At 72.3% G+C, this 15384-nt stretch carries 13 protein-coding genes; 12 read left to right on the top strand and 1 reads right to left on the bottom strand.

The features are described from left to right. The first annotated feature begins 23 nt into the window (after positions 1-23). Positions 24-1616, top strand: a complete 1593-nt coding sequence (locus tag AOM06_RS12670) for a methyl-accepting chemotaxis protein (protein ID WP_062307057.1) — start codon at positions 24-26, stop codon at positions 1614-1616. Positions 1617-1619: 3 nt separating this feature from the next. Here AOM06_RS12670 and AOM06_RS12665 read toward each other — a convergent pair whose 3' ends face one another. Next, the gene (locus tag AOM06_RS12665) at positions 1620-2453 is read right to left on the bottom strand and encodes a RecB family exonuclease (protein WP_082105571.1); all 834 of its coding nucleotides are present in this window, start codon (positions 2451-2453) and stop codon (positions 1620-1622) included. Between the two features lie 100 nt (positions 2454-2553). Between AOM06_RS12665 and AOM06_RS12660 the strand changes: the two genes are divergently transcribed. From AOM06_RS12660 to AOM06_RS12610, 11 genes are all read left to right on the top strand, one after another. Further along, a complete protein-coding gene (locus tag AOM06_RS12660; protein ID WP_062307053.1) occupies positions 2554-3669 on the top strand; it encodes a M50 family metallopeptidase in 1116 nt (371 codons plus the stop codon). 74 nt (positions 3670-3743) lie between these two features. Next, entirely contained in the window at positions 3744-4751 is a 1008-nt protein-coding gene (locus AOM06_RS12655; RefSeq protein ID WP_062307048.1) for a tRNA (adenine-N1)-methyltransferase, read from the top strand. Continuing rightward, on the top strand, positions 4751-6160 hold the full coding sequence (gene arc, locus AOM06_RS12650; protein WP_062307042.1) for a proteasome ATPase: 1410 nt from the start codon (positions 4751-4753) through the stop codon (positions 6158-6160). The genes AOM06_RS12655 and arc overlap by 1 nt, the downstream gene beginning before the upstream one ends. Next, a complete protein-coding gene (dop, locus tag AOM06_RS12645) occupies positions 6160-7674 on the top strand; it encodes a depupylase/deamidase Dop (protein ID WP_062307038.1) in 1515 nt (504 codons plus the stop codon). The genes arc and dop overlap by 1 nt, the downstream gene beginning before the upstream one ends. Before the next feature lie 10 nt (positions 7675-7684). Beyond that, positions 7685-7873, top strand: coding sequence for a ubiquitin-like protein Pup (locus tag AOM06_RS12640; RefSeq protein ID WP_062307033.1), 189 nt, complete (start codon positions 7685-7687; stop codon positions 7871-7873). Positions 7874-7891: 18 nt separating this feature from the next. After that, a complete protein-coding gene (gene pafA, locus AOM06_RS12635; RefSeq protein ID WP_062307026.1) occupies positions 7892-9301 on the top strand; it encodes a Pup--protein ligase in 1410 nt (469 codons plus the stop codon). A gap of 41 nt (positions 9302-9342) precedes the next feature. Further along, a complete protein-coding gene (locus AOM06_RS12630) occupies positions 9343-10269 on the top strand; it encodes an FKBP-type peptidyl-prolyl cis-trans isomerase (protein ID WP_169747766.1) in 927 nt (308 codons plus the stop codon). Further along, on the top strand, positions 10269-11039 hold the full coding sequence (gene hisF, locus AOM06_RS12625; protein WP_062307016.1) for an imidazole glycerol phosphate synthase subunit HisF: 771 nt from the start codon (positions 10269-10271) through the stop codon (positions 11037-11039). The genes AOM06_RS12630 and hisF overlap by 1 nt, the downstream gene beginning before the upstream one ends. Then, complete coding sequence (locus AOM06_RS12620) at positions 11036-12904, top strand: ABC transporter ATP-binding protein (RefSeq protein WP_062307011.1); 1869 nt, start codon at positions 11036-11038, stop codon at positions 12902-12904. Before hisF ends, AOM06_RS12620 begins: the two co-directional genes overlap by 4 nt. Beyond that, positions 12901-14676 carry an ABC transporter ATP-binding protein gene (locus tag AOM06_RS12615; protein WP_062307004.1) on the top strand — a complete coding sequence of 592 codons (1776 nt, stop codon included), beginning with the start codon at positions 12901-12903 and terminating at the stop codon, positions 14674-14676. The genes AOM06_RS12620 and AOM06_RS12615 overlap by 4 nt, the downstream gene beginning before the upstream one ends. A gap of 158 nt (positions 14677-14834) precedes the next feature. Further along, on the top strand, positions 14835-15242 hold the full coding sequence (locus AOM06_RS12610) for a hypothetical protein (RefSeq protein ID WP_156163700.1): 408 nt from the start codon (positions 14835-14837) through the stop codon (positions 15240-15242). The last annotated feature ends 142 nt before the right edge of the window (positions 15243-15384 follow it).

Genomic DNA, 15384 nt, shown 5'->3' with positions numbered 1-15384 from the left:
GTTGAGGGAAGGGAAGCACGGCAATGGCGCTGATCAAGGGCCTCTCCATCCAGGCGCGGATCCTCGGGATCGTCGCGCTCATCGCAGTCGGCATGGGCATGCTCATCACGCTCGGCTCGGTCACCATCGAGAACCGCATGATGAGCGAGCGCAAGGACGCCACCCAGCAGGTGGTCGAGCTCGCGGTGCAGATCGTCGACTCCTATGTGGGCGAGGAGCAGGCAGGGAACCTCCCGCGTGAGAAGGCGCAGGAGCTCGCCGCGGCGAAGCTGCGCGACCTGCGCTACTCCGAGGACGACTACTTCTGGATCAACGACCAGACGCCGGTCATGGTGATGCACCCGGTCAAGCCCGAGCTCGACGGCACGGACGTGAGCGGCATCACCGACACCGACGGCACCGCGATCTTCGTCGAGTTCGTGGACGTCGTGGAGGCCGAGGGCGCCGGCTTCGTCGACTACAACTGGCCCAAGCCGGGCCAGGAGGACCCCGCCCCCAAGGTGTCCTACGTCGCGGGCGTTCCCGCCTGGGGCTGGGTCGTGGGCTCCGGCATCTATGTCGACGACGTGCAGTCGGCGGCGATCGCGGAGGCGACGCGGCTCGCAGGCTGGGGGCTCGGCATCCTGATCGTGGTGGCGGGCCTCGCGTGGCTCGTGGGCCGCTCGATCGTGCGCGCGATCGGCTCGGCCACGGCTGCGCTCTCCTCGGGGGACCTCGACACGCGCCTCGACACGGGCCGCGACACGGGCCGCGGCACCACGGAGCTCGAGCGCCTCGCGGTCGCGCTCAACGGCACGCTCGATCGCGCCTCCGCGATGGCGGAGGGCGTGCGGTCGGCGGTCGCGGAGCTCGACTCGGCCGCCACGTCGCTCGCTGCCACCTCCGACGGGATGTCGCGGGACGCCGACGGCGCGAACGACCGCACCGCCGAGGTCTCCGACGCCGCGCAGCAGGTGAGCACCGGCATCGACACCATCGCGTCCGCCACGGGCCAGATGGGGGCCTCCATCGCGGAGATCGCCGAGAACGCGCAGCGTGTCGCGCAGATGGCTCACGAGGCGGTCGCCGTCTCCGAGGCCACCAGCAGGACCGTCATCGAGCTCGGCGCGTCGAGCGAGGAGATCGGCTCGGTGGTCAAGGTCATCACGCAGATCGCCGAGCAGACGAACCTCCTCGCGCTCAACGCCACGATCGAGGCCGCGCGTGCGGGCGAGGCGGGCGCGGGCTTCGCGGTGGTCGCAGGCGAGGTCAAGGACCTCGCGCAGGAGACCGCTCGCGCGACCGGCGGTATCGCCGACCGGGTCCAGGGCATCCAGGCGACGGTCGAGCGCGCGTCGGACGAGATCACCCGCATCGGCGAGATCATCCGCCAGATCTCCGACTACCAGGCGACCATCGCCGGCGCCGTCGAGGAGCAGACGGCGACCACGGCGGAGATGGCGACCAGCACCGAGCGGGTCGCGGGGTCGAGCCGCGAGATCGCCGAGGCGCTCGAGTCCGTCAGCCAGACGACGCGGCGGACCACCGCGGGCCTGCTCGAGGTCAACTCCGCGGCGGAGGTGCTCGCGGCCACGTCGCGTCGGCTCAGCGCGGCCGTCGCGGGTGCGGACGCGTAGAGGCTAGGCGGTCACAGGCCGCACGCCGAGCGCCCGCTCGACCGCATCCGGGTCGAGCGGGCGCTCCACGCCGCCGAACTCCGGGCACTGGTCCTGGAAGCTGCACCAGCCGCACAGCTTCGACTTGCGGGTGCGGAAGCGGCCCGCGGCCGCGGCGGCGGTGATCTCGCCCCAGATCTCGCGGATCTCGAACTCGATCTGAGCGATGTCGTCCCCCGTGGGCCGGATCTCGAGGCGCCCGCCGTCCTTGAGGAACAGCAGCTGGAGCAGCGCGGGCCGGCGCTGGCGAAGGCGCTCGACCACGAGCGCGTAGAAGCGCATCTGGAAGCGCTCCTTCTTCTCGCCCCATCGCGGATCCGGCGTCTTGCCCGTCTTGTAGTCGACGATGCGGATCGCGCCGTCGGGCGCGATGTCGACGCGGTCGACGATCCCGCGGAGCAGGGGACCGTCCTCGAGCTGGAGCTCGATGAACTCCTCGCGCGCCGCGGGCTCGAGGCGCTGCGGGTTCTCGAGCTCGAAGTAGGTCGCGAGGCGCTGGCGCCCGTCCGCGAGCCACGCCTCCTCGGCCGCCCCGTCCTCGTGGAGCGCCGCCAGCGCGGGGTCCTTCGCGATCATCGACCGCCACTGCGGCTCGAGGCGCGCGTGCGCGGCGTCGACGGTGCGCTCGAGGGCCGGGAGGTCGTAGAGCTTCTCGAGCACCGCGTGGACGAGCGTCCCGAGCGTCGCGGCGGCGGACGGCGGCTCGGGCAGCCGGTCCACCACGCGGTAGCGGAACATGAGCGGGCACTGCTGGAAGTCGCCGGCGCGCGAGGGGGACAGTGCGGGAGGTCGAGCCATGCCGACAACACTAGAACCACCGTCCGACAGCGCCGCGCCCGTCCCCAGGGCCCGACGCGCGCGTCCCTGGGGTGTCGGCGCGCGCCGCTACCGTGGAGCCATGGACAGGCCCCCTCCCCGGACCCGGGCGACCCGCGGCATCAGGCTCGGCAGCGTGCTGGGCGCGCGCATCGTGCTCACCCCCTCGACGCTCGTGATGGCGCTCATCCTGGCGGCTTTCTACGGCACGGGGGAGGACGGGCTCACCCAGCGCGGCTTCGCGCTCGGGCTCGCGGTCGCGATCCTGCTCTTCGTGTCGGTGTTCGTGCACGAGCTCGCGCACACCGCCGCCGCGCGGGCCTTCGGCCGCGAGGTCGAGGAGATCGTGCTGACGTTCTTCGGCGGCCACACCCAGTTCAGGAGCGCCGACCCGAAGCCCCTCGAGACCGGGGTGATCGCCGCCGCCGGCCCGTTCGCGAACGCCGCGCTCGGCGGCATCGCGATCGTCGTCGCGAACTCGTTCGAGGGCACCGCCGCGGAGGTGCTCTGGTACGCGGGCCTGCTCAACTTCATCCTCGCCGCCTTCAACGCGCTGCCGGGCTCCCCGCTCGACGGCGGCCGCGTGGTCAACGCGATCGTGTGGGGAGCCTCGGGCGACCGCTGGAAGGGCCATCGGTGGGCCGCACAGGGCGGGCGCATCGTCGCGGTCGCCGTGGTGGTGCTCGCCGTGGGGTGGCCGCTCCTCCAGGGCCGGGGCGTCGACCTCATCTCCGCGGTGTGGGCCATGTTCCTGTTCTCCGTCATCTGGCCGGCGTCCTCCGCGGAGCTGCGCGCGGCGACGGTGCTCGGCAGGCGTGAGCAGGTCACCGCGCTGTCCCTCGCGGTTCCGGCCGTCGCGATCCCGTTCGACTCGACCGTCACGGAGGCGCGCGAGCTCGCGGCCGCGGCGGGGGCGCGCGAGGTCGTCGTGCTCGCCGCCGACGGGCAGCCTGCGGGCCACTTCCCGGTGAGCCTCACCGAGGCGGTGCCGGAGGAGGCCCGCGGCTCCACCACGCTGATCTCCGTCACGATGCCTCTCGCTCGGGGCGCCGCGATCCCGGGCGATGCCACGGGACAGGAGCTGGTCGAGGCCGTGGTGCCTTGGCTCGGGCGTACGGATGTGCTGGTGGTGACGGACAAGGACGGGCTGCCGGTGGGCATCGCGAAGCTCGAGGACGTCAAGGAGGCGCTCAGCTGAGCGCACCGTGACCGGCGCGAGCACGGGCCACCGGGACCGCGTTCGGCCTCATGCGCGCGCCCTAGACTGGCCGCATGACCCAGACTTCCGAGCCCGTCGGCGCGTCCGAGCGCCGCGGCCCGCTCCGCGCCGGCGACCGTGTCCAGCTGACCGATCCGAAGGGCCGTCACCACACGATCGTCCTCGGTCACGGCAAGCAGTTCCACACCCACCGCGGCCTGTTCCACCACGACGACGTCATCGGCCAGCCCGAGGGCTGCGTCATCCGCAACACCGCGGGCATCGAGTACCTGGTGCTGCGTCCGCTGCTGAGCGACTTCGTCCTGTCGATGCCGCGCGGCGCCGCTGTCGTGTACCCCAAGGACGCGGGCCAGATCATCCAGATGGCGGACATCTTCCCTGGCGCGCGCGTGGTCGAGGCCGGCGTGGGCTCGGGGGCGCTCACCATGTCCCTCCTGCGCGCGGTCGGCGATGCCGGCCAGCTGGTGAGCATCGAGCGCCGCGAGGACTTCGCGGACATCGCGCGCGCCAACGTCGAGTCGCACTTCGGCGGCACGCACCCCGCGTGGCGCCTGGAGATCGGTGACTTCGCGGATCGCGTGGGCGACGCGTTCGAGCCCGGCACGGTCGACCGCATCGTGCTCGACATGCTCGCTCCGTGGGAGAACATCGACGCGGCGGCCGATGCGCTGGCGCCGGGCGGCGTGTTCCTCGCGTACGTCGCGACCACCACGCAGCTGTCGCGCCTTGCCGAGGACCTGCGCGAGCACGGCGGCTACACCGAGCCGCGCGCGTGGGAGACGATCGTCCGCACGTGGCACCTCGAGGGCCTCGCGGTGCGCCCCGACCACCGCATGGTCGGCCACACCGGCTTCCTCATCACCGCACGCCGCATGGCGCCCGGCGTCGACGCCCCGCTGCGTCACCGCCGTCCCGCGAAGGGCTCCTACCCCGCGGAGGAGCAGTGGACTCCCGAGGACCTGGGCGAGCGCGGCGTGTCCGACAAGAAGATCCGCAAGGTGCGCCGTGACGCGACCGCCGTGGCGGACATCGTGCTGCACCGCGACGGCGAGGAGGACTGATGGTCGCCGAGGCCCAGGACGTCATCGCACGCCTCGAGCGGCAGAACTCCGAGCTCCAGCGCCTGCTCACGCTCGCGCGTGACCAGCTGGGGGAGATGCGCACCCAGCTCGCAGAGGCCTCGCAGCCCCCGCAGACCTTCGCGACCTTCGTCGAGTGGAACGGCCGCAACGCGGACGTGGTCGCGAGCGGCCGCCGCATGCGCGTCGCGGTGATCCCGACCCTCGAGGCGGATCTCGCGCCGGGCGACGAGGTGCTGCTCAACGCGATGAGCGTCGTCGTGGACGTCGCGAGGCCCGAGCGCACCGGCCAGGCGGCGATCGTCCGCGAGGTCGTCGACGAGGACCGCATCCTCGTCGTCTCCCGCGGAGAGGACGAGCGCGTGGTCACCCTCATCGGGGGCGACGCCGCGCGGCGCGTGCACGAGGGCGACACGGTCATCATCGACCCGCGCACCGGCTTCGCCTCGGAGAAGGTGGAGCGCACCGGGGTCGAGGCGTTGCTGCTCGAGGAGGTCCCCGACATCGACTACGGGTCGATCGGTGGCCTGGCCCCGCAGATCGAGCGCATCCGCGACGCGATCGAGCTGCCGCTCACGCATCCCGAGCTCTACCGCGAGCACGCGCTGCGCCCGCCGCGCGGCCTGCTCCTCTACGGCCCTCCCGGCTGCGGCAAGACGCTCATCGCCAAGGCGGTCGCGCACTCGCTCGCGGAGGCCGTGGGCGCCGACCGCTCCTACTTCCTGTCCGTCAAAGGCCCCGAGCTGCTGAACAAGTACGTGGGCGAGACCGAGCGCTACATCCGCACCATCTTCGAGCGGGCGCGCGCGAAGGCGCACGGCGGCGCCCCCGTGGTGGTGTTCTTCGACGAGATGGACGCGCTGTTCCGCGCGCGCGGCTCCGGCGTGAGCTCCGACATGGAGACCACGATCGTCCCGCAGCTGCTCACGGAGCTCGACGGCGTCGAGGCGCTGGGCAACGTCATCGTCATCGGCGCCTCCAACCGCGAGGACATGATCGACCCCGCCATCCTGCGTCCGGGCCGCCTCGACGTGAAGATCGAGATCTCGCGCCCCAGCCAGGCCGCGACCGCGGACATCTTCGGCAAGTACCTGCGCAGCGACCTGCCGCTCGCGCAGGTCGAGCTCGACGCGCACGGCGGCGACCGTGACGCCACGACCCGCGCGCTCATCGACACGGGCGTCGCGCGGATCTTCGCGCACGCCGACGCCGACCGCCACGTCTCCGGCGCGGTGGTGCGCAACATCGTGGACCGCGCCAAGACCGCCGCCATCAAGGGCGTGGTCGCCGGGCACCCCAAGGGCCTCACGCGCGCGCACCTCGAGCACGCGGCGGACCAGGAGCTCGCCGAGGCCCGCGCGGTCGCGGCCGGCACCCTCGCGGGCGCCTGATGCGCGTCGTCGGGATCGAGACCGAGTACGGCATCGTCGACCCCGACGAGCCGCGCGCTAACCCGATCCTCATGTCCTCGCGACTGGTGCAGGCGTGCCGCTCGTGGGCAGGCGACAGGACGGCGCGCTGGGACTACGGCGGCGAGGACCCGTTGCAGGACCAGCGCGGCTTCCGCCGCTCCCGGGCTCAGGCCACGCCGGAGCTGCTCACGGACGCGCCCGAGTTCGACGAGTCCGCGGGCGAGGTGACGCTGCGCCGCCGGCGGGGCTCGTGGGAGGATCCGGCGCACCTCAACGCGGTGCTCGCGAACGGCGCGCGCTTCTACGTGGACCACGCCCATCCCGAGTACTCCGGCCCCGAGGTCACGAGCGCGCACGATGCGGTGGTGTGGGACCGCGCCGGCGACGCCATCGCGCTCGCCGCGGCGCAGCGGTACGCCGAGCACGAGGGCTCGCAGGTCCACCTGTACAAGAACAACGTCGACGGCAAGGGCGCGAGCTACGGCACGCACGAGAACTTCCTGGTGCGCCGCTCCACCAGCTTCGACGACCTCGCGCGTCGCCTCACGCCGCACCTGGTGACGCGGCAGGTCTTCGCGGGTGCGGGGCGCGTGGGCCTGGGGCAGTTCGGCGAGGCGGCGGGGTTCCAGCTCTCGCAGCGCGCCGACTACATGGAGGCGGAGGTGGGCCTCGAGACCACCCTGCGCCGGCCCATCGTCAACACGCGGGACGAGCCGCACGCGACGCGCGACCGCTACCGCCGCCTGCACGTCATCATCGGCGACGCGAACACCTTCGATGTCGCCACCTACCTCAAGATCGGCACCACGTCGCTGGTGCTCGCCGCGATCGAGGCCGATGACGAGCGGCTCGACACGCTCGCGCTCGCCGCGCCCGTCGAGGCGGTGCAGACCGTGAGCCGCGACCTCACGTTGCGCGAGCGCCTCGCGCTCGCCGACGGCGACACCGCGTCCGCGCTCGAGGTGCAGCGCGCGCTGCTGGAGATCTGCCGCAGCTACGCGACCGATGCGGGGGAGGCGGCCGTGATCGCGCGGTGGGAGGGCGTCCTCGAGAGGCTCGCCACGGACGTCTTCAGCGCCGCGCGCGAGGTCGAGTGGGTGGCCAAGCTCCAGCTCATGGGCCGCATGCGTGCGCGCCACGCCTCGCCCGAGGCACCGGACGGGCTGCCGTGGCACGATGCGCGGCTGGCGGCCATGGACCTCCAGTGGTCGCGCCTGGGCGACGGGCTCGCGACGCGGCTCGCCGCCGCGGGCCAGGTCGAGCGGATCGCCTCCGACGAGGAGGTCGCCGCGGCCGTCGCGACCGCGCCGCAGGACACGCGGGCGCGGCTGCGCGGAGGCATCGTCGCTGCGCGGCCGGACGTGGTCGACGCGGCCGGCTGGAGCACCGTGGTGCTCGACCGCGAGACCGATCACGGGCACCTCGAGGTGGTGCATCTGGACGAGCCGCTCGCGGCGCGTCACCCCCTCCTCGACGCCCTCATGGCCGGATAGACTCGCGAGCATGGCCCAGCTCAACGCGCAAGGACAGCCCTACGAGGACGAGACCCCGGAGCCGGACGCGCCTGCGCCCACGCCGGCCGCGCAGACGAGCGGCGACGCCCTCGACGACCTCCTGGCGGAGATCGACGGCTCGCTCCAGGTCAACGCCGAGCAGTTCGTGCGGTCCTTCGTGCAGAAGGGCGGTCAGTAGGCCCCAGGCCTCGCGCCCATGATCCCGACCGACATCCCGCCGCCGCTCGAGGTCGATCCCGCCCGCCGCATCTTCGGGCTCGAGACCGAGTTCGGCCTGCACCTCGACTCCGCGGCCTCGCGCGCCGTCACGCCCGAGGAGGTCGCCGGCCACCTGTTCCACTCCGTGGTCCAGTGGGGGCGCTCGTCGAACGTGTTCCTCACCAACGCGTCCCGGCTGTACATCGACGTGGGCGCTCACCCCGAGTACGCGACCGCGGAGTGCGACTCGCTCACCGACCTCATCGCGATGGACAAGGCGGGCGAGCGCATCGTCCAGGACCTGGTGGCCGGGGGAGAGGAGCGCCTGCGCGCCGCGGGCGTCGAGGGCCAGATCCACCTCTACAAGAACAACACCGACTCGGCGGGCAACTCGTACGGCTGCCACGAGAACTACCTGGTCCGCCGCCGCGCCGACTTCAAGGCCTTCGCCTCCGCGCTGCTGCCCTTCCTGGTGACGCGGCAGATCGTCACGGGCGCCGGCACCATCACGCGTACGCCCCAGGGGGCGCACTACAGCTTCTCGCCGCGCGCGGACCACATGTGGGAGGGGCTGAGCTCCGCGACCACGCGCTCGCGCCCGATGATCAACACGCGCGACGAGCCGCACGCGAACGCCGAGCTCTACCGCCGCATGCACGTGATCGTGGGCGACTCCACGATGGCGGAGCCGACCACGCTGGTGAAGGTGGGCGCGACCGACCTCATCCTCCGCATCATGGAGGCGCGTGCGATCCTTCCCGAGCTGACGCTCGCGCGGGAGATGCAGGCGATCCGCGACGTCGCGCACGACCTCACCGGGAAGGCGACCGTCGAGCTCGCCGATGGCCGCCGTCTCACCGCGGTCGAGGTGCAGCAGACCTACATCGACCTGGTGCGCTCGCACCTGGGCGGCGTGATCGAGCGCACGGACGAGGTCGACCAGATCCTGGACCTGTGGCAGCGCGGCGTGGACGCCGTGCGCACGCAGGACTTCAGCGGCGTGGAGACCGAGCTCGACTGGGCGATCAAGCACCGGCTGCTCATGCGCTACCAGGACCGCCTTGGCTGCGCGCTCGACGATCCGCGTCTCGCACGCCTCGAGCTCGCGTTCCACGACGTGTCCCCGGAGCGCGGGCTGTTCGCGAAGCTGCAGGCGCAGGGGCTGGTGACGCGCATCGTCCCCGAGGAGGCGATCGTGCGGGCGATGACCGCCGCGCCGTCCACCACCAGGGCGCGCCTGCGGGGCGAGTTCGTGACGAGGGCGCTCGCGTCGGGCCGGGACTTCACGGTCGACTGGGTGCACCTCAAGATCGCGGGGGCCTCCGGCACGACCGTCCTGCTCAAGGACCCCTTCCGCTCCGAGGACGCGCGCGTCGACGCGCTCGTGGACGCGCTCGCGACCCCCTGACCAGTCGTAGACTCGACGGGTCCCGAAAGGAATCCCCTGTGATGCGTCGCCTCGCCGTGCTTGCGCTCGCCCTCGTGCCCCTGGCCCTGGGCGGCTGCAGCGCGTCCCCGCTGTCCGCGGAGCCCAGCTCCTCGACCGGTGGGGACATCGCCGACATCGTCATCGGGGGATCCGACACGCTCGCGCCGTCGCTCGAGTTCATCCCCGGGCTGGACTACACGACCGAGCAGTCCGAGCTCGTGTGGGACGGCGACGGCGAGACCCTCGAGGACGGCCAGCCGCTGCTGCTCGACATCTACGGCGCGTCGCTCGACGACGGCACGACGCTCATCAACACCTACGACGGCCTGCCGCGCTCGTTCCTGCTGGCCCCCGAGGTCGTGGGGGAGGAGCTCTACCAGCGGCTTCTCCACGCGCGCGTCGGTGCGCGGCTGCTCGTGGTGGCGCCGGGCTCCAGCGCCGACGCGACCGACGAGCCGCCGATCGCCATGGTCGTCGACGTGCTGCCCGACCACGCGATCGGGGACGAGGTCGCCGCCAACCCGGACCTGCCCGCCGTCACGCTCGACGAGGTCACGGGCGAGCCGTCGGTCGAGATCCCCAAGGCCGACCCGCCGGCGGACCTTCAGGTGGCGACGCTCATCAAGGGCGCCGGCGCGCAGGTCAGGGACGGCTCGTACCTCACGGTCAACTACACGGCCTGGTACTGGGCGAAGGGCTCGGACGCGGACGGCAGCTGGAAGAAGGGCGACGTGCTCGACTCGTCCTGGCCCGTCGAGGCGGCGCCGTTCGAGCTGCAGATCGGCTCCGGTCAGGTGATCCGGGGGCTCGACGAGGGCCTGCTGGATCAGACAGCCGGCTCCCAGGTCCTCCTGGTGGTGCCCGCGAGCTACGGCTACGCCACGAAGGGCACGCTGGTCTTCGTCGTCGACATCCTCGATGTCTGGAACCCGGAAGGGAGCGCCTGATGGGCGTGGCAGTCCGACTCATCCCGTGCCTCGACGTCAACGCCGGCCGCGTGGTCAAGGGCGTCAACTTCGAGAACCTCCGCGACGCCGGCGACCCCGTCGAGCTCGCCGCGGCCTACGGCGCCGCGGGGGCGGACGAGGTCACGTTCCTCGATGTCACCGCATCGTCCGACGGCCGCGACACCACCTACGACGTGGTGGGCCGCACCGCGGACACCGTGTTCGTGCCGCTCACCGTGGGCGGCGGCGTGCGCGCGCCCGAGGACGTCGACAGGCTGCTGCGTGCGGGCGCGGACAAGGTGGGCGTCAACACGGCCGCCATCGAGCGCCCGGAGCTGATCTCCGAGATCGCCCAGCGGTTCGGCAACCAGGTGCTGGTGCTGTCCGTCGACGCGCGCCGCTGCGGCCCCGACACCGTCACCGCGTCGGGGTACGAGGTCACCACCCACGGCGGTCGCAAGGGCACGGGCATCGACGCGGTCGAGTGGGCCCGGCGCGGCGCGGAGCTGGGCGCGGGGGAGATCCTGCTCAACTCGATGGACGCGGACGGCACCACCGACGGCTTCGACCTCGAGATGATCCGGGCGGTGCGCGCCGTGGTGAGCGTCCCGCTCATCGCCTCGGGCGGCGCGGGGAAGGTCGAGCACTTCGTGCAGGCCGCGCAGGCCGGCGCCGATGCGGTGCTCGCGGCCTCGGTGTTCCACTTCGGGACGCTCACCATCCAGGAGGTCAAGGACGCGATGCGAGAGGCAGGGATCGAGGTCCGATGACGTCGCGCGATCAGGCGCGCCGGTACGAGACGTCCGGCCGCTTCACCCGCAAGGCTGCCCAGCTGCTGCGCCATGCCGTGCGCGAGCAGCCGTGGCAGTTCGCCATCGCCGTCGCAGCCGCGGCGGCCTTCAGCCTGCTCACGGTGCTGTTCGGCACGCTCCTGGGCGACATCACCGACGAGGTGGTGATCCCGGGCGTCGCGGGCGAGCCCATCGAGGGGTACTGGGGCTCCGTCACCCAGGACCCGTCCCAGGCGATCTGGGTCGCCGGGGCGGCCTTCCTGCTCATCGGCATCGCGAACGCGGTGCTGGTCGGCGTGCGCCGCACTGTCCAGGGCTTCGGGGTCGCCGGAGTCGGCGCCAAGCACCGCCGCGTGGTGGCCGATGCGCTGGCGTCGCTCCCGCTCGGCTGGCACCGGTCCAACCCGTCCGGTCGCATGCTGTCGGCGATGTCCTCGGACTCCGAGACCGCGACGTCGCCGCTGCACCCCTTCGCGTTCACCGTCGGCTCGTTCGTCATGATGATCGCGGCGGGCATCAGCATGTGGCGCATGGACCCGTGGCTCGCGGTCACGGGCCTCGCCGTGGTGCCCATCATCTTCGCGGTGAACGTGGTCTACGAGAAGGTCATCACGCCGCGTTGGGACCTCGGGCAGAGCCTGCGCGCGGACGTCTCCACCATCGCGCACGAGTCCTTCGAGGGCGGCACCGTGGTGAAGGCGCTGGGCGCCGAGGAGCGCGAGACGCAGCGCTTCGCGAAGGTGGCCAACGAGTTGCGTGACGCGGACACCCGCGTGGGCCACACCTCGGCGTGGTTCGAGCCGCTCATGGACGTGGTCGTGCCGCTCGGCGCGGTCTCGCTCATGGTCGTCGGCTCGTTCCGTGCCGCTGCCGGCGCGGTGTCCGTGGGCGACGTCGTGTCCGCGATCTACCTGGTGACGCTCATGGCGGTGCCGATCCGCGGTCTGGGCTGGGTGCTCGGCCAGATGCCGCAGGCGCTCGTCGCCTTCGGGCGCATCGGCGGCATCGCGAAGGCGGCCACCGAGGTCGACGAGCCCGGCCACCGCGAGCTGCCGCGCGAGGGCGCGGGCGCGGTGCGCTTCGAGGGCGCGTCGATCGCGGCCGACGACGGCGACGGCGAGCTCTCCGTCATCCTGCGCGACATCACGCTCGAGCTGACGCCGGGCACGGTGACGGCGCTCGTGGGCTCCACGGGATCGGGCAAGTCGACCGTGGCGCTCGCCGCCGCGCGCCTCGCGCGCCCGTCCGAGGGCACGGTCACGCTCGACGCGACCGACCTCGAGGAGATCGCGCGCCTCGGCTCGCATGTGGCGCTCGTCCCGCAGACGGCCTTCGTGTTCGCCGGCACGGTGCGCGACAACGTCACGCTGGGGGAGGACCACACGGACGATGCGGTGTGGGAGGCCCTGCGCCGCGCGAACGTCGTCGACGTGGTCGAGAAGCTCTCGCGGGACGGCCGCGAGGGGCTCGACGCGGTGCTCGCGGAGCGCGGCATGAACCTCTCGGGCGGGCAGCGCCAGCGCCTCGCGCTCGCGCGCGCCCTGGTCCGCGAGCCGCGCGTGCTGGTGCTCGACGACGCGACGAGCGCCGTGGACCCCCGCGTCGAGCGGGAGATCCTCACGGGGCTCGCCGGCGAGGACGGCCCGACCGTGCTCGTGATCGCCTACCGCCTCGCGTCGATCATGCTGGCCGACCACATCGTCCACGTGGAGCGCGGGCGGGTGGTGGACGCCGGCGCGCACGCCGACCTGATCGGCCGCGACGCGGGCTACCGCGAGCTGGTGCTGGCATATGAGGAGGACTCGCGCCGTCAGGCCGAGGAGCAGGCGGGGTACGTGGGATGAGCGAGCAGATGACGACGCGGCAGCTGTTCAAGCGCGGCCTGCAGCTGAGCCCCGAGTTCCGCAAGGGGCTCGGCGTGACGCTCACGCTCGCGGCGTTCGCGGCCACCGGCCGGGCGGTGTCCCCGTTCCTCACGCAGCGCGTGACGGACCTGGGGCTCCTCGCGCCCGGCGGCGTCGACACGGGCGTGGTGGTGCGCTACGCGGCCGCAGGATCCGTGATCCTGCTGATCTCAGCCTTGCTCGCGTGGCGCGTACGCATGCGCATGGTGTCGGCCGCCGAGGCGGGCCTGGCGACGCTGCGCATCCGTGCCTTCGGGAAGGTCCACGAGCTCAGCGTGCTGACGCAGAACGAGGAGCAGCGGGGGCGCTACGTCTCGCGCGTCACGGGCGACGTCGAGACGATGCGCGACCTCATGCAGTGGACCGGCGCGGCGATGATCATCGCCGCGATGGAGTCCGCCGTGGTGTTCCTCGTGATGCTCGCGTACTCGTGGCAGCTGTCGCTCCTGGTGCTGCTCGCGTTCATCCCGATGGTGATGTCGCTGCTGTGGATCCAGCCGCGCGTGCGCGCCGCGTTCGACGCGACGCGCACCCGCATGGCGGACCTGCTGGGCAAGACCTCCGAGCAGCTGGTGGGCATCTCGACCATCCGCGCCTACGGCGTGCAGCAGCGCATGCGCGACCAGCTGGGCGAGGAGATCGACGCGATCCTCAAGGCGGAGAAGCGCGCCTCGGTGCTCGCGTCGCTCAACTTCTCGTCGACCGTGCTCGGCCAGTCGCTCGCGACGGGCATCGCGCTCATCGGCGGCACGCACCTCGCGCTGCGCGGGGACATCTCCGTGGGCACCGTGGTCGCGTTCGCCTTCCTCGTGTACATGTTCTCGGGCCCGCTCATGTGGATCATCGAGATGCTCGCGGAGATGCAGCGCGCGCTCGTGGGCTGGCGCCGCGTGGTCGAGCTGGTCGACGAGGAGGTCACCATCGCGGACCCGGCCGAGGACGGCACGCCCATCCCGCATGGCCGCGGCGACCTCTCGATGCAGGGCATCCGCCTCACGTACCCCGGCGGCCCCGAGGTGCTCAAGGGCGTCGACCTCGAGCTGCATGCGGGCAAGCGGCTCGCGCTCGTGGGTCAGACCGGTTCGGGCAAGACGTCGCTCGCGCGGCTCATGTCGCGGTTCTTCGACCCGACCGAGGGCGTGGTCAAGGTCGGCGGCGTCGACCTGCGCGAGGTGCCGATGAGCTCCCTGCGCCGTTCCGTCGCCGTGGTCCCTCAGGAGGGCTTCCTGTTCGACGGCTCGGTGCTGTCGAACCTCGCCTACGCGCTCCCGGGCGCCTCGCCCGAGGACGTCTCGCGGCGCTCCCACGCGGCCTTCGAGTCGCTGGGCCTCGAGGGCTGGGTCAAGACCCTCCCGCACGGCCTCGACACCCACGTGGGTCCGCGGGGCGAGCTGCTGTCCGCAGGCGAGCGTCAGCTGGTGTCGATCGCGCGGGCCTACCTGCGCGACCCCGACCTGCTCATCCTCGACGAGGCGACGTCGGCGGTCGACCCCGCGACGGAGGTGCGCATCTCTCGCGCGCTGGAGTCGCTCATGCAGGGCCGCACTGCCGTCGTGATCGCGCATCGTCTCTCCACGGCGGAGCGCGCGGACGTGGTCGGCGTGATGGAGCAGGGCGAGCTCGTCGAGCTCGGGAACCACACGGAGCTGGTCGCCGCAGGGGGCATCTACGCGGGCCTTCACGCGGCCTGGGTCGCGCAGACTCGGGACTGAGGTCCCCTGGTCGCGAGGCCGTGTCCGGTTCGCCCGGCGTGACGTTGCTCACCCCGGGCGAACAAACCCGGACGAGTTGCGTGTCATCCGCCGGGAGCAGTGGTTTGATATCGCCCAGGGACGCATTGAGGGGCGTCCCACAGCTGGAGGAGCGGAAAGTGTCGGAGTCGTTGGCGGCCAGTGTGCGCGGGCTGCGTTTCGAGGCGTTCGACGACCACATGGAGCGCCTTCCCGGCCTCTCCATCCGCGAGGTCATCGAGCTCTCGAAGGCCCGTCGGATGGGTCTCACCGAGGTCTTCGACCTGCTGTCCGACACCGACTTCCTGGTGGGCGACTGGCACGCCTCGTGGAAGCTCGCGCACGACGCGGTGCAGGAGGTCTGCTTCCAGCATGGGCTCGAGGGCCTGCCCGCCGTCTGCTCCGCGGCCGCGGACGCCGCCGCGTGCCAGGGCCTCGCGCGCCTGTTCGGCTCGGACGTCCCCGTGGGCATCCACCTTCGGCTCTCCGAGCCGTGGCGGTTCGTGATGGAGCGCCACTGCGTGGTCTCGGAGCCGCTCGAGGCCTGAGCCGCCGGGCCCTCCTCTCGGACACTCCGAACGGATCTCGAGCCGACACGCCGCGCTGAACCCCGGCATCGTCCCTTCTCCCCGGCGTGTCGCCGCGAACTCCGTTGGCGCTGTCAGAGGGGAGCGCGTGGAAGGATAAGCC

Source organism: Demequina subtropica, from assembly GCF_000971235.1.
Taxonomy (GTDB): domain Bacteria; phylum Actinomycetota; class Actinomycetes; order Actinomycetales; family Demequinaceae; genus Demequina; species Demequina subtropica.
Note: the sequence above shows the minus strand (reverse complement) of the source record. Positions and strands in the feature narration are given on the sequence as shown.